The organism is Arthrobacter sp. FW305-BF8, from assembly GCF_021789315.1.
In the GTDB taxonomy this organism is placed as follows: Bacteria; Actinomycetota; Actinomycetes; order Actinomycetales; family Micrococcaceae; genus Arthrobacter.
In genome coordinates this window covers 2,771,327-2,793,904 of sequence record NZ_CP084561.1, presented here as the reverse complement: position 1 = coordinate 2,793,904, position 22,578 = coordinate 2,771,327, and the positions used below count along the sequence as shown (strand labels likewise).

The window sequence follows — 22,578 nt, the reverse complement described above, 5'->3', positions numbered from 1 at the left end:
TGCTCTCCATCTTGGAGGCCAGTAACACTGACACACCGCAGATATTGGAAGGACACAAGTGGCTAACAACACTCGTGCTCGCCGTACCGCACGCCTCTCGCGTGCACTCGGCATCGCTCTGACCCCCAAGGCCGCCAAGTACATGGAGCGCCGTCCGTACGGCCCCGGCGAGCATGGCCGTGCCCGCAAGAAGCAGGACTCCGACTACGCCGTACGTCTGCGCGAAAAGCAGCGTCTGCGCGCCCAGTACGGCATCCGCGAAGCCCAGATGACCCGTGCCTTCGAAGAAGCACGCCGCACCAAGGGCCTGACCGGTGAAAACCTGATCGAACTGCTCGAAATGCGTCTCGACGCCCTCGTGCTGCGTGCAGGCTTCGCCCGCACCATCGCCCAGGCCCGCCAGCTGGTTGTGCACCGCCACATCCTGGTTGACGGCATCCGCGTTGACCGCCCGTCGTTCCGCGTCGGTGAAGGCCAGCTCGTCCACGTACACAGCCGCAGCGAGACCATGGTCCCGCTCCAGGTTGCAGCAGCCGGCGCACACCGCGACGTCCTGCCCGCCGTGCCGGCTTACCTGGACGTCAAGCTGGACGCCCTGCAGGCCCGCCTGGTTCGCCGCCCGAAGCGCTCCGAGGTCCCCGTGACCTGCGAAGAGCAGCTCGTCGTCGAATTCTACGCACGCTAAATTCCGGCAGCGTATCCAAAGAAGCCCGTGGCAAGCGCCGCGGGCTTCTTTGTATGTAAGGTACTTGGGGGACATTTGCGGCTCCACTACTTTTGCCGCCGCGCGCCCCGTACGGTTCCACGGAGTTTCAAGGAGATGAACGTCTATGTCTGGTGGCGATATTGCCGGCCTGATCGCGGCCGGGGTATTTGCGCTCCTGGTCCTGTTGCTTGCTGTGCCCATCCTCAAGCTGGGGCGGGTGTTCGACGAGGTGCGGACATCCATCCGCTCCATCAGCGACGGCGCCACCCCGCTCATGGACGAGGTCACCGCAACGGTCTCCACCACCAACCAGCAACTGAAGAAGGTGGACGGCATTGCGTCCAACGTTTCGGACGCCTCAGCGAACATCTCCGCGCTGTCCTCCCTCGTGGCCGCAACCGTCGGCTCGCCGCTGATCAAGGTGGCCGCGTTCAGCTACGGCGTCCGCTCCGCGTTCGCCGCCCGCAAGAAGCCCGCCACCGGCCGCCGCAGCCGCTAAGCCCACCCGGAGAACTGAAATGAAACGACTTGTCTGGATGGGAATCGGCGTGGCCATCGGGGTCATCGCGTTCCGCAAGGTCACCGAGGCGCAGTCCGCGCTCGGGCCCGAGGGCCTGAACCGGGCCGTGGGCCGGCTCGCCGACGGCGTGTACGACTTCGCCGACGCCGTCCGCGCCGGCATGCGCGAACGGGAAACGGACCTTCGCACCGCGCTGGGTGTTGAATCCCAGGACCTCGCCCGCCGCTAAACGCGCGAGAATTAAAACCTGCAGTGCCGTCCGACACCGGGACTGCCTTTGAATCAAACTCTCACGCGCCAGCATGCGTGAACCAAGAAGGGTAAGTAATCAGCTCATGAAGTCGCAGGAGATCACAAAGCGCTGGGTGGATTTTTTCGTCAGCAAAGGCCACACGGCGGTTCCCTCCGCATCGCTGGTCTCCAGCGACCCCTCCCTGCTGTTCACGGTTGCCGGCATGGTTCCGTTCATCCCGTACCTGACCGCACGCGAGGAACCGCCCTACTCCCGGGCCACCAGCGTCCAGAAGTGCATCCGCACCGGTGACATTGAGGAAGTGGGCAAAACCGCCCGCCACGGCACCTTCTTCCAGATGTGCGGCAACTTCTCCTTCGGGGACTACTTCAAGGAAGACGCCATCAAGTTCGCGTGGGAGCTGCTCACCACGAGCGTCGCCGACGGCGGATACGGCCTTCCGCCGGAGCTGCTGTGGGTGACCGTGTACGAAGAGGACGATGAGGCCGAGGAACTCTGGCTCAAGAACACCGGAGTCCCCGCCGAGCGCATCCAGCGCATGGGCAAGTCGGACAACTACTGGTCCACCGGCCAGCCCGGCCCGGCCGGCCCCTGCTCGGAGATCTACTACGACCGCGGCCCCGCCTACGGCGCCGAGGGCGGACCCATTGCCGACGAGAACCGGTACGTGGAGATCTGGAACCTCGTGTTCATGCAGTACCAGATCGACAACGTCCGCTCGAAGGTCGAGTTCGACATCATGGGCGAACTGCCCAAGAAAAACATCGACACGGGCCTGGGCATGGAACGCCTCGCCATGATCCTGCAGGACGTCGAGAACATGTACGAGACCGACCAGGTGCGCCCGGTCATCGACATGGCCGCCAAGCTCTCGGGCAGGGAATACACCTCCGCCGAGACGGAGGACGACCCGCACCACACCGACGACGTCCGCATGCGCGTTGTTGCCGACCACATCCGGTCCTCCCTGATGCTCATCGCCGACGGCGTCACGCCCTCCAACGAAGGCCGCGGCTACGTGCTGCGGCGCCTCATCCGCCGCGCGGTCCGCTCCATGCGCCTGCTGGGCGTGGAACAGGCCTGCCTGCCGGACCTGCTGCCCGCCTCGCGCGACGCCATGAAGGGCGTGTACCCCATCGTGGACACGGACTTCGACCGCATCAGCCGGATCGCCTACGCCGAAGAGAAGGCGTTCCTGCGCACCATCGCCTCCGGCACTGCCCGCCTTGAGGATGCCGTCAAGGAATCGAAAGCTGCCGGGCGTTCCCTGTCCGGCGCCGACGCGTTCGCGCTGCACGACACCTACGGCTTCCCCATCGACCTGACGCTCGAAATGGCCGAGGAAGCCGGCCTGAAGGTGGACGAGCCCGAGTTCCGCAAGCTCATGCTCGAGCAGCGCCAGCGCGCCCAGGCCGACGCCAAGGGCAAGAAGGGCGGCCATGCCGACCTCTCCGCCTTCCAGGAACTCCTGGCAGAAGGCGAAACCGTCTTTACGGGCTACACCGACCTCGAGGGCGAATCCCGGGTCCGCGGCATCCTCAGCGCCGGCAGCAAGGTGTCCCAGGCAGCCACCGGCGACGAAATCGAACTGGTGCTCGCCGAGACTCCGTTCTACGCTGAGGCTGGCGGCCAGGCAGCCGACACCGGCCTCATCACCGGTGACGGATTCGTCGTCGAGGTACTGGACGTCCAGCGTCCGATCAAGGGCCTAAGCGTGCACAAGGCCATCGTCCGCGAAGGCGAGATCGCTTCTGACGCACTGGTCCGTGCCGCGGTGGACCGCGAACGGCGCCACGCTGCACAGCAGGCGCACACCGGAACGCACATTGTGCACGCGGCGCTGCACCAGATTCTCGGCCCGCAGGCCACCCAGCGCGGTTCGTTCAACAAGGCCGGGTACCTCCGGTTCGACTTCGCCTGGGGTGAAGGACTGAGCGCCGCCACCAAGTCCGAGGTCGAGGAAGTCTCCAACCTCGCCATCCGCAACAACTTCCACGTGGAGACCAAGGTCATGGGCCTCGCCGAGGCCAAGGCCCTCGGTGCCATGGCGCTGTTCGGCGAGAACTACGGCAGCGAGGTCCGGGTTGTGGAGATCGACGGCGCGTGGTCCCGCGAGCTGTGCGGCGGCACCCATGTGTCCAACACTTCCCTGATCGGCAGCCTGTCCCTGCTCGGCGAACAGTCCGTCGGATCCGGAAACCGCCGCGTCGAGGCCTTCGTCGGCATGGACGCCTTCCGGCATCTGGCCGCCGAACGCGCCCTCGTGACCGAACTCACCGAGATGCTCAAGGTGCCCTCCGGGCAGCTGGCGGACCGCATCTCCGCGACCCTCACCAAGCTGAAGGCCACGGAAAAGGAACTCGAGCGGCTCCGCAAGGAACAGCTCGCGGCCGCTGCTGCCCAGCTCGCCGGAACCGCCGTGGACGCCGCTGGCGTCCGGGTTATCGCGCACGACGCCGGCCAGGTCAGCGGTGCCGACGACATCCGCGGTCTGGCCCTGGACCTGCGCAGCCGGCTCGGCTCCGACGCCGCCACGGTTGCCGTGGCCGGCGTCAGCAACGACCGCCCGGTCATCCTGGTGGCCACCAACGAAGCCGCCCGTGAAGCCGGAGTCAAGGCCGGCGCGCTGGTCCGGCTCGCTGCCGGGATCCTCGGCGGCGGCGGTGGCGGCAAGGACGACGTGGCGCAGGGCGGCGGCACCGACGCCTCCAAGGTGGGCGCCGCACTGTCCGCCGTCGTTGATTCAATCACCAGGCGCTAACAAACCGTGACTTCTTCCGCTGAGCCGCACGTCCACCCCCGGGGCATCAAACTGGGGGTGGACGTGGGGACCGTCCGCGTTGGCGTCGCCATCTGTGACCGGGACGAGATCCTGGCCACACCGCTGAAGACACTGGACCGCAATGCCAAGAAGAATTTGGACGTCCGGATCATCGCCGCGCTGGCGGCGGACCGGGGAGCCGTGCAGATATTTGTGGGCCTGCCGCGGACCATGAAAGGCGAGGAACACGCCTCAGCCCGGATGGCCACCGAGTACGCACAGCTGCTGGTTGAAGAGCTGGAGCGATCCGGTTCGGACGTCCCGGTACACCTGGTTGACGAACGGCTCAGCACCGTCACGGCCCACCGCAACCTTCACGAAGCTGGCATGAGCAGCAAAAATCACCGTAAAGTGGTGGATCAGGTTGCGGCTGCGGGAATATTGCAGCACGCCATCGACATGCAAAAAGCCAGGGGAACGGATGTGGGGAGCCGTGTGCACGCGCTTCCCCGTACGGGGCTGCCCGGACACGCCGCCGCAACAGAAACTGCTGCACGGCCGTCTCCGGAAAAGGAAACACGATCTTCAGAGGATGGAAAGCTACAGTGAGCCCGGTCAATAGCGACGACTCCTCCGGCGACCCCTTCACGGACGCCGGACTGCCCCTGACACGCAAGGAGATCCGCGCCCGCGAGAAGGCCGTCACCGGCGATGCCGTGCCCGAGCAGGCCTACGAGTCCGGCGATGCCGTGCCCGAGCAGGCCCACGAGTCCGGCGAAGAGGTGCACGCTGGAGCGGGAGCCGCACAGCGGACCGGGGCTTCCGCTTCAGTCTCCGCTCCGGCCCCGGTTTCCGGTTCGAACGCCCCCCGGACGGCGGCCATGCCGGCTGCTCCGGCGGCGAAGCCGGTTCCTGCTGCCGAGCCTCTTTCACCCGATGAGGTTCCAGACGCTCCGCCGGTTCCGCCCACCATCCACGATCCCGTCGCGGATGCGGACGCTGGGCCCGAGGTCCACGACGCCCAGTCGGAGGTCCACGTCGCCCAGTCGGAAGATGCGCCGCACTTCGCCGAATTCGCGCAGGGCCACCATGCCGAGTTCGAGCCCGGCCACCTTTACGAGGATGGCCACCACTACGACGAGCACCACGAAACTTACGAGGAGCATGAGCACTACGAGCAACAGGCCGCGGGGCACCAGCTCTTGGCCGGCGCCCAAGACGTAGCCACGGTGGCCCGGCCATCCAAGAAAGTCCGGCGCCGGCGCCGCCTTGTGGCGCTGCTGCTGACGCTCACGCTGTTCGTCACCGCCACCGTTGTCGGTGCGCAGTTCCTGAAGCCGCTGCTGGGGAACGACAAGCCGGGCGACTTCCCAGGTCCCGGCACCGGCCAGGTCAAGGTGTCGGTCGATCCGGGCGAAGGTCCGGTGTCTGTTGCTGCCAAGCTCGAAGACGCGAAGGTGGTGGCCAACGCCGAAACCTTCATAGCAGCCCTGACCGCATCCGGCGGTACCCTGTCGCCGGGGGAGTACGACTTTAAACAGGAAATGAAGAACTCCGACGCCGTCTCCGTACTTCTCAACGAGGGACAGGCGAAGGTCATGTACTTCGCCCTCAACGCGGGCCTGCGGATTGATGAATCCCTGCAGGCGATCTCGGAGGGGTCCGGTCTTTCGCTGGCGCAGCTGAAGGCACTCAGTGACGCGCCCAAGCAGTTCGGACTGCCCGCGAAGGCAAAGAACCTGGAAGGGTTCCTGGCGCCGGGGGAGTACCGTTTTCCGCTGGAAACCACCGCCAGGGAGATCCTCACCAAGCTGGTGAAGACCACCCAGGATGAACTGAAGGCACAGGGCGTCACGGATCCCGCCAAGCAGTACGACGCCGTCACCGTTGCCAGCATCGTGCAGGCTGAGGGCGGCCAGGCCGAGTACAAGGACGTCGCCGGCGCCATCTACAACCGGCTGAAGCCCACCAACACCGAAACGAATGGCCTGATTCAATCGGACGCCACAGTGACGTACGGCCTGGGCAAGAAGACGTTCCACATCGACGAGGCCGAGAAGGCAGACAAGTCCAACCCGTACAACACGTACGCCATCCAGGGCCTGCCCGCCGGGCCGATCGGATCGCCGGGCAAGAATGCCATCGACGCGGCCGCCAAGCCGAACGACAACGATTACCTGTACTGGGTGACCATCAACCTCGACACCAAGGAGACGAAGTTCTCCAAGACGCTGGCCGAGCACAACGGCTACGTCGAGCAGTACAACGCCTGGTGCGAGGCCAACCCGGGCCGCTGCGTATGAGCCTGCGGGCAGCCGTCCTGGGGCACCCCATCGGCCATTCGAAGTCACCGGCGCTCCACCTTGCCGCTTACGCGCGGCTGGGCGCGGACATCGGCTACAGCGCCATTGATGTGACTGAAGAGTCACTGCCGGCGTTCATGGACTCCATCCGCGCCGAGGCCGGCTGGCGGGGATTGTCCGTCACCATGCCGCTGAAGAAGGCCATGGTCTCCGAGGTGGACGAGGTCCGGGGAGTGGCCCAGGTCCTGGGCGTCATCAACACCGTGGTGTTCGAAGGTGCCGGGGAGGCCACCAGGCGGATCGGCTACAACACCGACGTTGCTGGGATAGTCAACGCCCTCCGCAACGCCGGCGCCGCCGACGGACCCTCGGGCGTCATTCTTGGCGGCGGCGGCACCGCCGCCGCGGCAGTGGCTGCCCTGCAGGAGCTTGGCGCGGTGTCCGTGGACCTGTATGTCCGGAACACCGCCCGGGCCGAAGAGGCCAAGGCCGCAGCCAGCGGGCTCGGCATGGACATCACCGTCCATTCCCTCGAAGGTGCGGTCGACGCGATGGCGGGCGCCGGCGTCGTAATCTCCACGCTGCCGCCGCGGGCGGCCGACGGGATGGCCACAGAGCTGGAGGCGCTCGGGCGGCGCACTGACGGCGTCATGCTGGACGTCGCCTACGATCCCTGGCCCAGTCGGATTGCCGCCGCGTGGCACGCCGGCGGCGGAACAGTGGTTCCCGGCCTTGAGATGCTGCTCTACCAGGCGGTGGAGCAGGTCCGGCATTTCACCGGCCTGGCAGAGGCCGGCAGCGCCGGCGTCATAGATGTGATGTGCGACGCAGTCGGGGCACCCCGGCGGGTGTCCTGACCGCCAGACATGGCAGGATGGTTTTTATGTTGCGTTGGTTGACCGCCGGTGAGTCCCATGGCCCGGCACTGGTCGGAATTATCGAAGGCGTCCCCGCAGGTGTTGAACTCACCAGCGGGCAGATCGCCGATGCCCTTGCCCGCCGGCGGCTCGGCTACGGCCGCGGGGCACGGATGAAGTTTGAGCAGGACGTCGTCACGATCCTCGGCGGTGTCCGCCACGGCATCACCCAGGGCGGCCCCGTCGCCATCCAGGTGGGCAACACCGAATGGCCCAAGTGGGAACAGATCATGTCCGCCGATCCTGTAGCCCCCGAGGAACTCGAGGGACAGGCCCGCAACGCCCCGCTGACCCGGCCGCGCCCGGGACACGCGGACTTTACCGGCATGCAGAAGTACGGCTTCGACGAGGCCCGTCCCGTGCTTGAGCGCGCCAGCGCCCGTGAAACCGCCACGCGTGTTGCCATGGGCACCGTTGCCGCACAGTTCCTGAAACACCTGGGCATTGAGCTTGTCAGCCACACCGTCTCCATCGCCAGCGTGACCGTTCCCGAGGGCCGGCCGCTGCCGGTGCCGGACAACGTGATCGCGCTCGACGCCGATCCGCTGCGCTGCTTCGACCGGGAAACGTCCGACGCCATGGTGGCGGAGGTGGACGCCGCCCACAAGGAAGGCGAAACCCTCGGCGGCGTGGTGGAGGTTCTTGCCTACGGACTGCCCCCGGGACTCGGCAGCTACGTCCACTGGGACCGCCGCCTCGATTCGCGCCTTGCCGCCGCCCTGATGGGCATCCAGGCCATCAAGGGCGTTGAGGTGGGCGACGGTTTCCTCACCGCCGCACGCCGCGGGTCCGCCGCCCACGACGAGATCGTCAAGGAAGCCGACGGCAGGATCATCCGCACCAGCAACCGGGCCGGCGGCATCGAAGGCGGCATGAGCATCGGGGACGTCCTGCGGGTCCGCGCCGCCATGAAGCCCATCGCCACCGTGCCGCGTGCCCTGAAGACCATCGACATCAGCACCGGCGAGGCGGCCAAGGCCCACCACCAGCGCTCGGACGTCTGTGCGGTTCCGGCCGCCGGCGTGGTGGCCGAGGCCATGGTTGCTCTGGTCCTGGCTGAGGCCGTGACCGAAAAGTTCGGCGGCGACTCCGTGGCCGAGACCGCCCGCAACATCAGGGGCTACCTCGAGAACATTCCGGCGTCGCTGGATACGATCGGACTCTAGTGCCCCGGAGCAAGACACCCTGCGCCGCAGGGGACCGGCCCATTGTGCTCATTGGGCCCATGGCGGTCGGCAAGTCGGCGATCGGGCAGCAGTTGGCGCAACAGCTGGACGCCCCGTTCGTGGACACCGACGCGGTCATTGTGGAGGGCCACGGTTCCATTGCGGATATCTTCGCCAGCCGCGGCGAGCGTGCCTTCCGGGAGATTGAGGCCCGGACCGTTGCCCGCATCATCGAAGCCGCTGCCGGCACGCCCACGGTGGTTTCCCTCGGCGGCGGCTCGGTCCTGGACTCCGGCACCCAGCAGCTGCTGGATCGGTGCACGGTGGTCTATCTGGAGTGCGATGCCGATACCGTCGCCGCACGGATCGCCAAGAATTCCGGGCGTCCGCTGCTCGCGGGTGACGGCGTCCGCCGCTGGAAGGCGCTGTTCGCGACCCGGAAGCCTGTCTATGAACGCCTCGCGGACATCGTGCTGGATGTCCGGCAGGGAACCGTGCCGCAACTGGGCCTGAAGCTGGAGGCGGCGCTGTGCGACTTCGCCACCGGCAAGTCAACCGGACCCACCACCGGCAAGATCAACAAAACCGCGACGACGGCAGCCAACGGAAGCGCCGCCGCGAAACAGGAAGTTGAAAAGTGAGCGAATCAACCGTCATCAAGGTCACCGGCCAGTCTGCCGGGGACAACTACGACGTCGTAGTTGGCCGCGGCTTGCTCGGCACCTTGCCGGGACTGCTGGGGGAGCGCGTCCGCCGCGTCCTGGTCATCCACCCGCGGGCCCTCCGGCTCACCGGCGACACGGTCCGGGATGAACTGGCCGCTGCCGGCTTCACCGCCGTCACCGCGGAAATCCCTGACGCTGAGGAAGGCAAGCACATCCAGGTGGCCGCGTTCTGCTGGCAGGTGCTCGGCCAGAACGACTTCACCCGCTCCGACGCCGTGGTCTCCGTCGGCGGCGGCGCCGTCACCGACCTCGCCGGTTTCGTGGCAGCCACCTGGCTGCGCGGCGTCAAGGTCATCCACATGCCCACCAGCCTCCTCGGCATGGTCGACGCGGCCGTGGGCGGCAAGACCGGGATCAACACGGCCGAAGGCAAGAACCTCGTGGGCTCCTTCCACCCGCCCGCAGCCGTCCTCACCGACCTCGACACCCTGAAGACACTGCCCCGGAACGAGATCATCTCCGGCATGGCCGAGGTCATCAAGTGCGGCTTCATCGCCGATCCCGCCATCCTGGACCTCGTGGAGAAGGATCCCGAAGCCGTCACGGATCCCGGCTCCGACGCCCTGCGTGAACTCATCGAACGGGCCATCGCCGTCAAAGCCCGCGTCGTTTCCGAAGACCTCAAGGAATCCGGGCTCCGCGAAATCCTCAACTACGGCCACACCCTGGGCCACGCCATCGAACTCGTGGAACGCTACTCGTGGCGGCATGGCGCTGCCGTCTCGGTGGGCATGATGTTCGCGGCCGAGCTGTCCCGCAGCGTGGGCCGGCTCAGCGACGCCGACGCCGACCGGCACCGCAGCATCCTCGAATCCCTGGGGCTGCCCGTCACGTACCGGCGCGACCGCTGGCAGGGGCTCCTCGACGGCATGCGCCGCGACAAGAAGTCCCGCGGCGACCTGCTCCGCTTCGTGGTCCTCGACGGAATCGCCAAGCCGGGAATCCTGGACGTGCCGGACACCTCCCTGCTCTTCGCCGCCTACCAGGAGATCGCCTCCTGATGCGCGACGACCAGGGCGGAACCACCGAATGGCCCGACGGCGGGTTCCCGGGAATCCGGATCAACCCTGCATCACTGCTTCCTGAGATCACCAGCGAAGAGGCATGTGCCGCCGCGCTCGAGGCGTCCACCGACCCCGCCGACCGGGTCCTGGTGCTGCTGGTGGAGGGTCACGCCGGTGACGCGGCCGAACTGCTGGCCGAGGCCCGCTACAAGGACCCCGAATCTTTCCGGCTCCGGGCCTACGAAGCGGATGTCCTGCGCGTGGCCCACCGTTACGACCGCGCCATTGAACTCTTCCGGCAACTCCTCGGAGAGGCGCACGGCACGGCCAACGAGGCCCTCGCCCACCAGTACCTCGGACGGACGCAGTTCGTCGCAGGGAACATCGGTGCCGCGGTGGAATCCTTCGCCCGGGCGCTGGACCTGCGCGTCGCCCAGTCCGCCGATGCGGCCCTCATCTTTTCCTCCACGGTGGCGCTGCAGCGGGCCCGGGACGTTCTCGAACTGGCCTCCTGACGGGTCTTCCCGCTGTACCTGACTGGTCCTCCGGCCGTGCCGCCACGAGGCCCCGAAAACTGTGCCTGCCTTTTCCGCTAGAATAGTTTCTGGATTTTTGATAACTACACGCTGGCGCGCCGTTCGGCATGCCTGCTTGAAATAACAGCTGGCAGCCAGAACCAGTCAGACACAACCAGAGGAAACCAGTGGCAACCACAAACGACATCAAGAACGGAACTGTCCTGAAGCTTGAGGGCCAGCTCTGGAACGTCATCGAGTTCCAGCACGTCAAGCCGGGCAAGGGTGGCGCGTTCGTGCGCACCAAGATGCGCAACGTCATGTCCGGCAAGGTCGTCGACAAGACCTTCAACGCCGGCCTCAAGATCGAGACCGCCACCGTGGACCGCCGCGACTACCAGTACCTGTACCAGGACGGCGCCGACTTCGTCTTCATGGACACCTCGGACTACGACCAGATCACCGTTTCCGGCGCCACGGTGGGCGACGCCACCAACTTCATGCTGGAAAACCAGATGGTCAACATCGCCATCCACGAAGGCAACCCGCTGTACATCGAGCTGCCGCCGAGCGTTGTCCTTGAAATCACCTACACCGAGCCGGGCCTGCAGGGCGACCGCTCCTCCGCCGGCACCAAGCCCGCCACCCTGGAGACGGGCTACGAGATCCAGGTGCCCCTGTTCGTCGAGAACAACACCAAGGTCAAGGTCGACACCCGCGACGGCAGCTACCTGGGCCGGGTCAACGACTAGTGAGCGCCCGCGGTAAGGCCCGCAACAGGGCTCTTGAGGTCCTCTTCGAAGCCGAGCAGCGCTCTGTCTCGGCCTTCGACGTGCTGCGTGCGCGCCGCGAGAGGACCGACCAGATTGTCAATCCGTACACCCTCGAGATCGTTGAAGGCGTGGTGTCGATGCAGACCACCATCGACGAATTCCTGGAGACCTACTCGCAGGGCTGGACCCTTGAGCGGATGCCGTCCGTGGACCGCATCATCCTGCGGATCGGCACCTGGGAGCTGCTCTACAACGACGACGTTCCCGACGGCGTCGCGGTCAGCGAAGCTGTCGCGCTGGCCAAGACGCTCTCCACCGACGAGTCGCCGTCGTTCATCAACGGCCTCCTGGGGCGCCTTCAGCAGCTGAAGCCGTCCCTGCTCGCCTGAGCTGAGTATTGCGCAGAAAGCCCTGCCGGGTTCCCGGCAGGGCTTTCTGCATTACTGCTGGACGCCCAGTTACTGCTGGACTGTTCCTTACTGCTGGACGGCGGCCCGAAGTTCGGTCAGGTGGCGCAGCTGCTGCACCTCGTCCTGCTGGTGGGACTGTACATCCCTGCCGCTGAGGATCCGCTGCCGGGTGAACGCCAGGCGCGTCGCCGCCTTGACGAACTCCTTCATCTGATCGCCCCGGTTGTAGGACCCCGCCCAGCGCACGGCCTGCCGGCGGCCTCCGGGAGTGGACAGCAGCTCCACCTCGGCCGGCGCGAACCATCCCGCGGCGGCGTACTCCTGAAGGCGCTGCCGGGTGAGGCGTGTTTCCGCGACCCGCAGCACCACGATGCAGGCCACGGCCAGCAGGAAGATTGGGACCTGCACCAGCACGTACTGGGCGAGGAAATCCTGTCCCATGCTGTTCCACCGGTTGTGCAGGATCATGGCGGGAACCAGGCCCACGAAGAAGGCGAGCACGGAGACGCCGGAATGCCAGCGCCGCGCTGCCAGGCCCATGATCAGGCCGGTGGTCCCGGTGAAGATTGCGTGCGCAAACGGCGACATCACCCCGCGCAGGAAGAAGATCTGGACAAGGTCGCTGCCGGGCGTGCTGGACTCGGCGATCGCCCGCCCGAAGTACAGGATGTTCTCGGTGAAGGCGAAGCCGCCCGCGATGGTGAACGCAAACACCACCCCGTCCACGGGGCCGTCAAAGTTGCGGCGGGCGAAGAGGAGGAGCAGCAGCAAGCCCAGGGACTTCGCGAATTCCTCCACTACCGGTGCCTGCACCGTGGTCATGAAATCGCGGAATGACGCCTCATCGGTGGCCGGGGCCGCGAGGGCGAAGACCGGCTGAATGAGCAGTGTCACGGCAATGGACACGGCTGCGCCCCAGGTGAAGGCGAACACCAGCAGGCGCTTGGGCTCGGGTTCCCAGCGGTCAATGACGGCGACGGCGAACAGCACCGCCGCCAACGGGATGAGGGAGGCAACAAAACCGATGACGAAGCCGGTGACGCCGGTGCTGGACAGGAGGAACGGCACCACGAGGAAAAGGCTGACGAAGGCAAGGATCCCGCCACCCACCACGAGCCCCAGCGTCCCTGCCCCCGGGCGGGCGGCCACGGTGGACGCGGCCTCCGGGATGACCTGGTACACGGCACCGCCGCGGTGCCCGGGCGCCGGCCGGTAGTTCTGCGGCTGGACGTGGCCCATCCAGCTGGGATTCGTGGGCTGCCCGTTGAACTCAGGTCCGGGGAACTGCCTCTGCTGCGGGTTCATCGACATAGACAGAGCCTATGTGCCCCGCTGTGGGCAACAAAGCACAGGGTTACGAGAAGCCCCGCGGTGTGACGGACGACGCTCTCTGCCGGGGGTCGGGGACAGACGCCCGTGTGGTAATTTTGGAAGGCAAATGTTCCTTTTTTAATTCCGTCCCGTGAGGCGGGGAAAGGGGAGACGAGCGATGACTTCTGTCACGCAGGCACCGGTTCCGGCCAGGGTTGTTCTCAACCAGGCGGACATCGACCGTGCCCTCACTCGTATCGCCCATGAAATCCTCGAGGCCAACAAAGGCTCCCAGGACCTGGTGCTGCTGGGCATTCCCCGCCGCGGCTACCCGCTCGCCGTCCGGCTCGCCCAGAAAATCGCCGCCGCCGATCCCACCGTGGACGCCGCAGCCATCGTCGGCCAGCTGGACGTGACCATGTTCCGGGACGACCTTTCCCACCAGCCCACGCGGCCGCCGCACCGTACACAGCTGCCGCTGACGGGCATCGACAATAAGGTAGTCGTGCTGATCGACGACGTCCTGTACTCCGGCCGGACCATCCGCGCTGCCCTGGACGCGCTCGTGGACCTCGGCCGGCCGCGCATTGTGCGCCTGGCCGTCCTGATTGACCGGGGCCACCGCGAACTTCCCATCCGCGCCGACCACGTGGGCAAGAACCTGCCCACGTCCTCCGCCGAGAAGGTTCGGGTCCGGCTCGAGGAGACCGACGCCATCGACGGCCAGGAAGTCAACGAAGTGGTAATCGAGGGCGGCGCATGAAGCACCTGCTCTCCACTGAAGACCTCAGCCTGTCCAACGCCGTCCGCATCCTCGACACCGCCGAAGAGATGTCGACCGTGGGGGAGCGCGAGGTCAAGAAGCTTCCCGCCCTGCGCGGACGGACAGTGGTGAACCTCTTCTTCGAGGATTCCACCAGGACCCGCATTTCCTTCGAAGCCGCAGCCAAGCGGCTCTCCGCCGACGTCATCAACTTCGCGGCCAAGGGATCGTCGGTCTCCAAGGGCGAGTCCCTCAAGGACACCGCCCAGACGCTGTCCGCCATGGGTGCTGACGCCGTCGTGATCCGCCACTGGGCCTCCGGTGCACCGCACCGGCTGGCAGCCACCGACTGGATCGACGCCGCAGTGATCAATGCCGGCGACGGCACCCACGAACACCCCACCCAGGCGCTGCTTGACGCGTTCACCATGCGGAGGCACTGGACCAAGCTCTCCGGCCTGCCGTCCACGGGTGCGGACCTGCGTGGCATGCGCGTCGCCATCGCCGGCGACGTCCTGCACTCCCGCGTGGCGCGGTCCAACGTCTGGCTCCTGCGCACGCTCGGAGCCGACGTGACCCTGGTGGCGCCACCCACACTGCTGCCCATCGGCGTCGAACGCTGGCCCTGCAGCATCAGCTACGACATTGACGAGACCTTGGAAAAGGGCGTCGACGCGGTCATGATGCTGCGCGTCCAGGGCGAGCGGATGAACGCCTCCTTCTTCCCGTCCACCCGGGAGTACTCCCGCCGCTGGGGTTTCGACGACAACAGGCTCCGCGCGCTGGACAGCCTGGGCCTCAAGGACACCATCATCATGCACCCCGGCCCCATGAACCGGGGCCTGGAAATTTCCGCGGCCGCCGCCGATTCGCCCCGTTCCACCGTGCTCGCGCAGGTGAAGAATGGTGTGTCCATCCGCATGGCCGCCCTGTACCTGCTGCTCTCCGGGGATACCCGTGAACCAGCCGCCACCCTGAAGGAGAGCAACTGATGGCTGAAGAAACCACGTACCTTATCCGCGGTGCAGCGATCCTTGGCGGCGACGCCGAGGACCTGCTCATCCGCGGCGGCGTGATCACGGCCCGTGGCGCCAACCTGTCAGAGACAGTCACAGCTGCGGACGCAGCTGAGGGCGCCACCGTGATCGACGCCGGCGGACTCGTCGCGCTGCCGGGCATGGTGGACGTCCACACCCACCTCCGCGAACCGGGCCGCGAAGACGCCGAAACGGTGGAAACCGGAACCCGCGCCGCAGCCCTCGGCGGCTTCACGGCCGTGCACGCCATGGCCAACAGCACCCCGGTGGCGGACACCGCCGGCGTGGTGGAGCAGGTGTACAGCCTGGGCCGTGCCGCCGGCTGGGTGGACGTCCGCCCGGTGGGGGCCGTCACTGTGGGTCTTGCCGGCGAGCAGCTCGCCGAACTCGGCGCGATGGCCGACTCCCGCGCCCAGGTCCGCATGTTCTCCGACGACGGCATCTGCGTTCACGATCCCGTCCTGATGCGCCGCGCCCTTGAGTACGTCAAGGCGTTCGACGGCGTCGTGGCCCAGCACGCGCAGGAACCGCGCCTCACCGCCGGTGCCCAGATGAACGAGGGCGAAGTCTCCGCGGTCCTGGGCCTGACCGGCTGGCCGGCAGTGGCCGAGGAAAGCATCATCGCCCGCGACGTCCTGCTGGCCCAGCACGTGGGCTCCCGGCTCCACGTCTGCCATGTGTCCACCGCAGGCTCGGTCGAGATCATCCGCTGGGCCAAGAGCCGCGGCATCAACGTCACTGCCGAAGTGACCCCGCACCACCTGCTGCTCACGGATGACCTGGTCCGCAGCTACGACCCCGTCTACAAGGTCAACCCGCCGCTGCGCACCAACGACGACGTCCAGGCGCTGCGCGCGGCCCTTGCCGACGGCACCATCGACGTCGTCGGCACCGACCATGCCCCGCACCCGAGCGAGCACAAGGAATGCGAGTGGGCACAGGCGGCCATGGGCATGACCGGGCTGGAAACGGCGCTGTCCGTGGTGCAGCACGCCATGATCGAGACCGGCCTGATGACCTGGGCCGACTTTGCCCGGGTCACCTCCATTGCGCCGGCCGGCATCGGTCGCCTCTCGGACCAGGGCCGGCCGCTCGAGAAGGGCGAACCCGCCAACATTGTCCTCGTGGACCCGGCCGCGCGCTGGACCGTGGACCCTTCCGCGATGGCCACCATGGGACGCAACTCGCCGTTCCGCGGCATGGAACTCCCGGGCAAGGTAGTGGCCACGTTCTTCAAGGGCCACCCCACGGTCCTGGATGGCAAGCTGAACACGCCCTACCGCTACCCCTCGGAAGCGCCGGTTGCCGGCGCCGCGGGCGCGAACTGATGGAAAAAGTCCTTCCCGGACTTGCGATGCTGGCGGTAGTCGCCGTCGTCTTTGTCCTGATCTGGATCGGCTGGCGCAACCGGCTCCGGCGGCAGTCCGACATCGCACAGCTGCCGGCGGTTCCTGCCGGGCTGGGCGAGCCGCTGGTTTCGGCGGACGGCCAGTACGTGGCCTCCACCACGGCGGGGGACTGGCTGGACAGGATTGCCGTGCACGGCCTCGGCATCCGCACCAACGCGCAGATAACCATCCACCCGGAGGGCGTGCTGCTGGACCGCTCCGGCGCAGGGCCGCTGTTCATCCCGGCGTCCTCATTGGCCGGTGTTCGGCAGGACAGCGGGATGGCCGGTAAATTCGTGGAAAAGGACGGGCTGCTGATCCTCAGCTGGACGCTCGGAACCCACGCCCTGGACACCGGCTTCCGCACCCGCCGCGCCGCGGACAAGCCGGCCGTCCTTCAACAACTTCAGGAAATGATCTCCCCAGGCCCCCAGGCAGGTGCCCATAGTGGAAAGTAATAAAGTGACGGAAACCGAAGTGACAGTAAACGCAGGAACTGCGCCGCAGGCCGCAGCATCCGCCCCCGCCGTCCTGGTGCTCGAAGACGGCCGCCTCTTCCGCGGCCGCAGCTACGGCGCGCAGGGCACCGCCCTGGGGGAAGCGGTCTTCGCCACCGGCATGACCGGCTACCAGGAGACCATTACCGACCCGTCCTACGCACGCCAGCTGGTGGTGCAGACGGCCCCGCACATCGGCAACACCGGTGTAAACAGCGACGACGCGGAATCCCGCCGCATCTGGGTGGCCGGCTACATTGTCCGGGACGCCGCCCGCCGCCCGTCCAACTGGCGCTCTGAGCGATCTCTTGACTCCGAACTCGTCGAGCAGGGCATCGTCGGCATCCAGGGCGTGGACACCCGGGCCATCACCCGCCACCTGCGCGAGCACAAGACCATGCGCGCGGGCATCTTCTCCGGCGAGGCCGCCAAGGCCACGGACAAGGACCTCGTCGACGCCGTGCTCGCCAGTGAGCCGATGGAAGGCGCCCGGCTTGCCGAGGAAGTCAGCATCGACGAAGCCTACGTGGTGGAGCCGAAGGACCACGGCTGGGACGGCGACGCGCGCTTCAGCATCGCGGCGATCGACCTCGGCATCAAGGCCATGACGCCGGTGCGCTTCGCCGAGCGCGGCGTCCGCGTGCACGTGCTGCCCGCCACGGCCACCATCGACGACGTCAAGGCCGTCAGCCCCGACGGTTTCTTCATGTCCAACGGCCCCGGCGACCCCGCCACCGCCGACAACCAGGTCAAACTGCTCCGCACCGTCCTGGACGAGAAGCTGCCGTACTTCGGCATCTGTTTCGGCAACCAGATCCTGGGCCGCGCCCTCGGCTTCGGCACCTACAAACTGCGTTACGGCCACCGCGGCATCAACCAGCCCGTCATGGACCGCCGCACGGGCAAGGTGGAAATCACCTCGCAGAACCACGGTTTCGCCGTCGACGCCCCGCTGGACGGCCCCACCAACGCCCCGGAAGAGCGCTACGGACGGGTCGAGGTCAGCCACGTCAGCCTGAACGACGAGGTCGTTGAAGGCCTGGCCTGCCTGGACATCCCTGCGTTCTCTGTCCAGTACCACCCGGAAGCCGCCGCCGGACCGCACGACGCCGCCTACCTCTTCGACCGTTTCATCGAGCTGATGGAAGGGTCCCGGGACGGCCGCACCGCCAACCTGTCCAAGGAACCGGTGGACGCCCAGCACCCCGCAGAGGCCCGGCAGAACGACGCCGAGCCGACCACGACTGACAACAAGACTGAGGACAAGAAGTAATGCCCAAGAGAACTGACCTTAAGAGCGTCCTGGTCATCGGTTCCGGCCCGATCGTCATCGGCCAGGCCGCTGAATTCGACTACTCCGGCACGCAGGCCCTTCGCGTCCTCAAGGAGGAAGGCCTGCGGGTCATCCTCGTCAACTCCAACCCGGCCACCATCATGACCGACCCGGAGTTCGCCGATGCCACCTACATCGAGCCCATCACCCCCGAGGTGGTGGAAAAGATCATCGCCAAGGAGCGCCCGGATGCAGTGCTGCCCACCCTGGGCGGCCAGACGGCGCTGAACACCGCCATCGCGCTGGACAAGAACGGTGTGCTGGAGAAGTACAACGTGGAACTGATCGGCGCGAACATCGCCGCGATCGAGCTCGGCGAGGACCGCGAGAAGTTCAAGGGCGTCGTGGAGCGCTGCGGCGCGGAATCCGCCCGCAGCCACATCATCCACACCATGGACGAGGCGCTGAAGGCAGCCGAAGACCTCGGCTACCCCATGGTGGTCCGCCCCTCCTTCACCATGGGCGGCCTCGGTTCCGGCCTGGCGTACAACGAAGAGGACCTCCGCCGCATCGTCGGCCAGGGCCTGCAGTACAGCCCCACCAGCGAGGTGCTGCTTGAAGAGAGCATCCTGGGCTGGAAGGAATACGAGCTCGAAATGATGCGGGACAAGAACGACAACGTGGTTGTCGTCTGTTCCATCGAGAACTTCGATCCCGTGGGCGTGCACACCGGCGACTCCATCACCGTGGCCCCCGCACTGACCCTCACCGACCGCGAATACCAGCGGCTCCGCGACATCTCCATCGCCGTCATCCGTGAAGTCGGCGTGGACACCGGCGGCTGTAACATCCAGTTCGCCATCGATCCCGCGACCGGGCGCGTGGTGGTCATCGAAATGAACCCGCGCGTGTCCCGTTCCTCGGCGCTGGCGTCCAAGGCCACGGGCTTTGCCATCGCCAAGATCGCCACCAAGCTCTCGCTCGGCTACACCCTGGACGAGATCCCGAACGACATCACGCAGAAGACCCCCGCCTCCTTCGAGCCCACGCTCGATTACGTGGTGGTCAAGGTCCCGCGGTTCGCGTTCGAGAAGTTCCCCGCTGCCGACAACACCCTCACCACCACCATGAAGTCTGTGGGCGAGGCCATGGCCATGGGCCGCAACTTCACCGAAGCCCTGCAGAAGGCCCTGCGCTCCCTCGAGCAGAAGGGCTCGCAGCTGGACTTCAGCTCCGTCCCCGAATGGGAAGTCCCGGAGCTCATCGAGAAGGCCAAGCGCCCCACGACGGAACGCCTGCACCAGGTGCAGCGCGCCCTGCTGGGCGGCGCCAGCGTGGAGGACCTCTTCGAGGCCACCAAGATCGACCCGTGGTTCCTTGACCAGCTGCAGCTGCTCAACGAGATCTCCCAGGAGATCCGCCGCTCCGGCGCCCTCACCGAGGACATGCTCCGCAACGCCAAGCGGCACGGCTTCTCCGACGAACAGATCGGTGCGCTGACCCACAACTCCGAGGCTGTTGTCCGCGGTGTCCGCCAGGCACTGGGCATCCGCCCGGTCTACAAGACCGTGGACACCTGCGCCGCAGAGTTCGCGGCCTACACGCCGTACCACTACTCGGCCTACGACGAGGAGGACGAGGTGGCGCTGCACTCCAAGCCGTCCATCCTCATCCTCGGCTCCGGACCCAACCGCATCGGCCAGGGCATCGAGTTCGACTACTCCTGCGTCCACGCCTCCATGGCCCTGCGCAAGGCCGGCTACGAGACCGTCATGGTCAACTGCAACCCGGAAACCGTCTCCACGGACTACGACATCTCCACCCGGCTGTACTTCGAGCCGCTGACCCTCGAGGACGTCCTCGAAGTCATCGCGGCCGAGGAACGCACCGGCGGTGTGATGGGCGTCTTCGTCCAGCTCGGCGGCCAGACCCCGCTGAAGCTGGCCCAGCAGCTGGCCGACGCCGGCGTGCCCATCCTGGGCACCTCGCCCGAGGCGATCGACCTCGCCGAGCACCGCGGCGCCTTCGCCCGGGTGCTGGACGAATCCGGCCTGGTCTCCCCGAAAAACGGCACCGCCGTTTCCTTCGAGGACGCCAAGAAGATCGCCGACGAGATCGGTTACCCGGTCCTGGTCCGCCCGTCCTACGTCCTGGGCGGCCGCGGCATGGAAATCGTCTACGACGAGCCCAACCTGTCCCGCTACATTGCCAACGCCACCGAGATCACCCCGGACCACCCGGTGCTGATCGACCGCTTCCTCGAGGACGCCGTCGAAATCGACGTCGACGCCCTCTTCGACGGCACGGACATGTACCTGGGCGGCATCATGGAGCACATCGAGGAAGCCGGCATCCACTCCGGCGACTCCGCGTGCGTCCTGCCGCCCATCACACTGGGCAACAACGTTCTCGAACGCGTCCGCACCGCCACTCGGGCCATCGCGGAGGGCGTGGGCGTCCGTGGCCTCATCAACATCCAGTTCGCGCTGGCCTCCGACGTCCTGTACGTCCTGGAAGCCAACCCCCGCGCGTCCCGGACCGTGCCGTTCGTGTCCAAGGCCACCGGCGTGCAGATGGCCAAGGCCGCAGCCCTGATCGGCACCGGCGTGACCATCAACCAGCTGCGCAGCGCCTACAAGATGCTGCCCGAGACCGGTGACGGGTCCACGCTGCCGCTGGATGCTCCTGTCTCCGTCAAGGAAGCCGTCCTGCCGTTCAGCCGCTTCCGCACGCTCGAAGGCAAGGTCGTGGACTCACTGCTCGGCCCGGAGATGCGTTCCACCGGCGAGGTCATGGGCATCGACAAGCACTTCGACACCGCCTTCGCCAAGAGCCAGGCCGGCGCCAACAACGCCCTGCCCACCGAAGGCAAGATCTTCGTGTCCGTGGCCAACCGGGACAAACGCTCGGTGATCATGGGCGTCAAGCGCCTCTCCGACCTTGGCTTCGAGATCGTCTCCACCGGCGGCACCGCCGACGTCCTGCGCCGCAACGGCATCCAGGCCACTCCGGTGCGCAAGGTGGCCGAGGGCAGCAGCGCCGAGGGTGAAGGCACCATCGCCGACCTCGTGGTGGCCGGCGAAATCGACATGGTGTTCAACACCCCGTCCGGCGGCGAGGCCCGCAGCGACGGGTACGAACTCCGTGCGGCCGCCACGTCCATCGGCATCCCCTGCATCACCACCGTGGCCGAGTTCAACGCGGCCGTCCAGGCCATAGAGGCCCTGCGCACCTACGCCTGGTCCGTGACCAGCCTGCAGGAGCACGCCGCAGCCCTCGCTGCGTCGCAGGAGGCCGCCCTGCAGAAGGCAGCGGCGCAGAGCCCGGCAGCGCAGAATGCCTGAGGCAACGACAGGTACCGGCCGGGAGTCGTTTGGCTCCCGGCTGGGCCGCGCCATGGCGGACCGCGGTCCGCTGTGCGTCGGGATTGATCCCCACCCTGCGCTTCTGGCCAGCTGGGGCTTGGACGACGACGTCGCCGGCCTGAGGCGCTTTTCGCTCACCGCCCTGGAGGCGGTGGCTTCGCTCGCTGCCGCGGTCAAGCCGCAGGTGGCACTGTACGAACGGCACGGGTCGGCCGGAATGGCAGTCCTCGAAGAGGTTCTCGCCACCGCCCGGGACGAGGGCGTGCTGACCATCGCCGACGCGAAGCGCGGCGATATCGGTTCCACCATGGCCGCCTACGCCGACGCCTGGCTCCGGGACGGCTCTGCCCTTGCCGCGGATTCCGTGACGCTGAGCCCGTACCTGGGTTTCGAGTCGCTCCGGCCGGCACTGGATCTCGCTGCGGAACACGGCCGGGGCGTGTTTGTCCTGGCTCTGACCTCCAACCCGGAGGGAGCTTCGGTGCAGCACGTGGGCGGAAGCGATTCCGTGGCACGCCGGATTGTCCAGGCCGCGGCGGGGGAGAACGAACGCTACTCCGGCGCCATGGGCTCGGTGGGCCTCGTGGTGGGAGCCACGGTGGGCACGGCTCTGGCGGACCTGCAGCTTGACCTGGGCACCGTACGCGGGCCGATCCTGGCCCCGGGCCTGGGCGCGCAGGGGGCGACACCCGCAGACCTGCGGAAGACCTTCGGCGCCGCCTATCCCCAGGTTTTGGGAACGTCCAGCCGGGACATCCTCAAGGCCGGCCCGGGCGTCCGGGAGCTGACCGAGGCGGCGGAGCGCACCCTCGCCGGACTCCGCTCGGAATAGTCCATTGATTTCTCCGGCCGGCAGGGAGTAGGTTCAGGACAAATCCGTGGCTGCTCCAA

Annotated in this window: 21 protein-coding genes; 20 read left to right on the top strand and 1 reads right to left on the bottom strand. The window is 67.0% G+C overall.

Annotated features, from left to right (window positions below; genetic code table 11):
• Positions 1 to 58 precede the first annotated feature (58 nt).
• The 13 genes from rpsD (at position 59) to nusB (ending at position 12,032) form a co-directional block, all read left to right on the top strand.
• Positions 59 to 685, top strand: a complete 627-nt coding sequence (gene rpsD, locus LFT45_RS12425; RefSeq protein ID WP_190602692.1) for a 30S ribosomal protein S4 — start codon at positions 59 to 61, stop codon at positions 683 to 685.
• Positions 686 to 830: 145 nt separating this feature from the next.
• Entirely contained in the window at positions 831 to 1,205 is a 375-nt protein-coding gene (locus tag LFT45_RS12420) for a DUF948 domain-containing protein (protein WP_111905421.1), read from the top strand.
• Between the two features lie 19 nt (positions 1,206 to 1,224).
• A complete protein-coding gene (locus LFT45_RS12415; RefSeq protein WP_236803481.1) occupies positions 1,225 to 1,455 on the top strand; it encodes a DUF6167 family protein in 231 nt (76 codons plus the stop codon).
• A gap of 106 nt (positions 1,456 to 1,561) precedes the next feature.
• Complete coding sequence (alaS, locus tag LFT45_RS12410) at positions 1,562 to 4,240, top strand: alanine--tRNA ligase (RefSeq protein ID WP_236803480.1); 2,679 nt, start codon at positions 1,562 to 1,564, stop codon at positions 4,238 to 4,240.
• Positions 4,241 to 4,246: 6 nt separating this feature from the next.
• Positions 4,247 to 4,849 carry a Holliday junction resolvase RuvX gene (ruvX, locus tag LFT45_RS12405; protein ID WP_236803479.1) on the top strand — a complete coding sequence of 201 codons (603 nt, stop codon included), beginning with the start codon at positions 4,247 to 4,249 and terminating at the stop codon, positions 4,847 to 4,849.
• On the top strand, positions 4,846 to 6,543 hold the full coding sequence (mltG, locus tag LFT45_RS12400; protein ID WP_236803478.1) for an endolytic transglycosylase MltG: 1,698 nt from the start codon (positions 4,846 to 4,848) through the stop codon (positions 6,541 to 6,543). The genes ruvX and mltG overlap by 4 nt, the downstream gene beginning before the upstream one ends.
• A complete protein-coding gene (locus tag LFT45_RS12395; RefSeq protein WP_236803477.1) occupies positions 6,540 to 7,400 on the top strand; it encodes a shikimate dehydrogenase in 861 nt (286 codons plus the stop codon). Before mltG ends, LFT45_RS12395 begins: the two co-directional genes overlap by 4 nt.
• A 26-nt stretch (positions 7,401 to 7,426) precedes the next feature.
• Positions 7,427 to 8,626: a chorismate synthase gene (gene aroC, locus LFT45_RS12390; RefSeq protein WP_236803476.1), complete on the top strand. Its 1,200-nt coding sequence runs from the start codon at positions 7,427 to 7,429 to the stop codon at positions 8,624 to 8,626.
• 59 nt (positions 8,627 to 8,685) lie between these two features.
• Positions 8,686 to 9,267 carry a shikimate kinase gene (locus LFT45_RS12385; RefSeq protein WP_236803475.1) on the top strand — a complete coding sequence of 194 codons (582 nt, stop codon included), beginning with the start codon at positions 8,686 to 8,688 and terminating at the stop codon, positions 9,265 to 9,267.
• Positions 9,264 to 10,352, top strand: coding sequence for a 3-dehydroquinate synthase (gene aroB / locus LFT45_RS12380; protein ID WP_111905429.1), 1,089 nt, complete (start codon positions 9,264 to 9,266; stop codon positions 10,350 to 10,352). Before LFT45_RS12385 ends, aroB begins: the two co-directional genes overlap by 4 nt.
• Positions 10,352 to 10,870, top strand: coding sequence for a tetratricopeptide repeat protein (locus LFT45_RS12375; protein ID WP_236803474.1), 519 nt, complete (start codon positions 10,352 to 10,354; stop codon positions 10,868 to 10,870). Before aroB ends, LFT45_RS12375 begins: the two co-directional genes overlap by 1 nt.
• Positions 10,871 to 11,058: 188 nt before the next feature.
• Complete coding sequence (efp, locus tag LFT45_RS12370) at positions 11,059 to 11,622, top strand: elongation factor P (protein WP_102972375.1); 564 nt, start codon at positions 11,059 to 11,061, stop codon at positions 11,620 to 11,622.
• Entirely contained in the window at positions 11,622 to 12,032 is a 411-nt protein-coding gene (gene nusB / locus LFT45_RS12365) for a transcription antitermination factor NusB (protein ID WP_236803473.1), read from the top strand. The genes efp and nusB overlap by 1 nt, the downstream gene beginning before the upstream one ends.
• An 87-nt stretch (positions 12,033 to 12,119) precedes the next feature.
• Here nusB and LFT45_RS12360 read toward each other — a convergent pair whose 3' ends face one another.
• Positions 12,120 to 13,364, bottom strand: a complete 1,245-nt coding sequence (locus LFT45_RS12360) for a PrsW family intramembrane metalloprotease (RefSeq protein WP_236803472.1) — start codon at positions 13,362 to 13,364, stop codon at positions 12,120 to 12,122.
• A 178-nt stretch (positions 13,365 to 13,542) separates the two neighbouring features.
• Between LFT45_RS12360 and pyrR the strand changes: the two genes are divergently transcribed.
• From pyrR to pyrF, 7 genes are read left to right on the top strand one after another with little or no spacing between them, the layout of a single operon-like run.
• On the top strand, positions 13,543 to 14,127 hold the full coding sequence (gene pyrR, locus LFT45_RS12355; protein ID WP_236803471.1) for a bifunctional pyr operon transcriptional regulator/uracil phosphoribosyltransferase PyrR: 585 nt from the start codon (positions 13,543 to 13,545) through the stop codon (positions 14,125 to 14,127).
• Positions 14,124 to 15,119 carry an aspartate carbamoyltransferase catalytic subunit gene (locus LFT45_RS12350; protein WP_236803470.1) on the top strand — a complete coding sequence of 332 codons (996 nt, stop codon included), beginning with the start codon at positions 14,124 to 14,126 and terminating at the stop codon, positions 15,117 to 15,119. Before pyrR ends, LFT45_RS12350 begins: the two co-directional genes overlap by 4 nt.
• Positions 15,119 to 16,492 carry a dihydroorotase gene (locus LFT45_RS12345; protein ID WP_236803469.1) on the top strand — a complete coding sequence of 458 codons (1,374 nt, stop codon included), beginning with the start codon at positions 15,119 to 15,121 and terminating at the stop codon, positions 16,490 to 16,492. Before LFT45_RS12350 ends, LFT45_RS12345 begins: the two co-directional genes overlap by 1 nt.
• Positions 16,492 to 17,010 (top strand): PH-like domain-containing protein, encoded by a 519-nt coding sequence (locus LFT45_RS12340; RefSeq protein WP_236803468.1) that lies wholly within the window; start codon positions 16,492 to 16,494, stop codon positions 17,008 to 17,010. Before LFT45_RS12345 ends, LFT45_RS12340 begins: the two co-directional genes overlap by 1 nt.
• The gene (gene carA / locus LFT45_RS12335) at positions 16,991 to 18,322 is read left to right on the top strand and encodes a glutamine-hydrolyzing carbamoyl-phosphate synthase small subunit (protein WP_440156141.1); all 1,332 of its coding nucleotides are present in this window, start codon (positions 16,991 to 16,993) and stop codon (positions 18,320 to 18,322) included. Before LFT45_RS12340 ends, carA begins: the two co-directional genes overlap by 20 nt.
• Complete coding sequence (gene carB / locus LFT45_RS12330) at positions 18,322 to 21,666, top strand: carbamoyl-phosphate synthase large subunit (RefSeq protein ID WP_236803466.1); 3,345 nt, start codon at positions 18,322 to 18,324, stop codon at positions 21,664 to 21,666. The genes carA and carB overlap by 1 nt, the downstream gene beginning before the upstream one ends.
• Positions 21,659 to 22,519 carry an orotidine-5'-phosphate decarboxylase gene (gene pyrF, locus LFT45_RS12325; protein ID WP_236803465.1) on the top strand — a complete coding sequence of 287 codons (861 nt, stop codon included), beginning with the start codon at positions 21,659 to 21,661 and terminating at the stop codon, positions 22,517 to 22,519. Before carB ends, pyrF begins: the two co-directional genes overlap by 8 nt.
• Positions 22,520 to 22,578: the final 59 nt, after the last annotated feature.

Bases quoted from the DNA above. Each gene is read 5' to 3' on its own strand.
- LFT45_RS12420 (WP_111905421.1), top strand. From the start codon at position 831: ATGTCTGGTGGCGATATTGCCGGCCTGATCGCGGCCGGGGTATTTGCG.
- LFT45_RS12415 (WP_236803481.1), top strand. From the start codon at position 1,225: ATGAAACGACTTGTCTGGATGGGAATCGGCGTGGCCATCGGGGTCATC.
- alaS (WP_236803480.1), top strand. From the start codon at position 1,562: ATGAAGTCGCAGGAGATCACAAAGCGCTGGGTGGATTTTTTCGTCAGC.
- LFT45_RS12395 (WP_236803477.1), top strand. From the start codon at position 6,540: ATGAGCCTGCGGGCAGCCGTCCTGGGGCACCCCATCGGCCATTCGAAG.
- aroC (WP_236803476.1), top strand. From the start codon at position 7,427: ATGTTGCGTTGGTTGACCGCCGGTGAGTCCCATGGCCCGGCACTGGTC.
- LFT45_RS12385 (WP_236803475.1), top strand. From the start codon at position 8,686: ATGGCGGTCGGCAAGTCGGCGATCGGGCAGCAGTTGGCGCAACAGCTG.
- LFT45_RS12375 (WP_236803474.1), top strand. From the start codon at position 10,352: ATGCGCGACGACCAGGGCGGAACCACCGAATGGCCCGACGGCGGGTTC.
- LFT45_RS12360 (WP_236803472.1), bottom strand. From the start codon at position 13,364: ATGTCGATGAACCCGCAGCAGAGGCAGTTCCCCGGACCTGAGTTCAAC.
- pyrR (WP_236803471.1), top strand. From the start codon at position 13,543: ATGACTTCTGTCACGCAGGCACCGGTTCCGGCCAGGGTTGTTCTCAAC.
- LFT45_RS12350 (WP_236803470.1), top strand. From the start codon at position 14,124: ATGAAGCACCTGCTCTCCACTGAAGACCTCAGCCTGTCCAACGCCGTC.
- LFT45_RS12345 (WP_236803469.1), top strand. From the start codon at position 15,119: ATGGCTGAAGAAACCACGTACCTTATCCGCGGTGCAGCGATCCTTGGC.
- LFT45_RS12340 (WP_236803468.1), top strand. From the start codon at position 16,492: ATGGAAAAAGTCCTTCCCGGACTTGCGATGCTGGCGGTAGTCGCCGTC.
- carB (WP_236803466.1), top strand. From the start codon at position 18,322: ATGCCCAAGAGAACTGACCTTAAGAGCGTCCTGGTCATCGGTTCCGGC.
- pyrF (WP_236803465.1), top strand. From the start codon at position 21,659: ATGCCTGAGGCAACGACAGGTACCGGCCGGGAGTCGTTTGGCTCCCGG.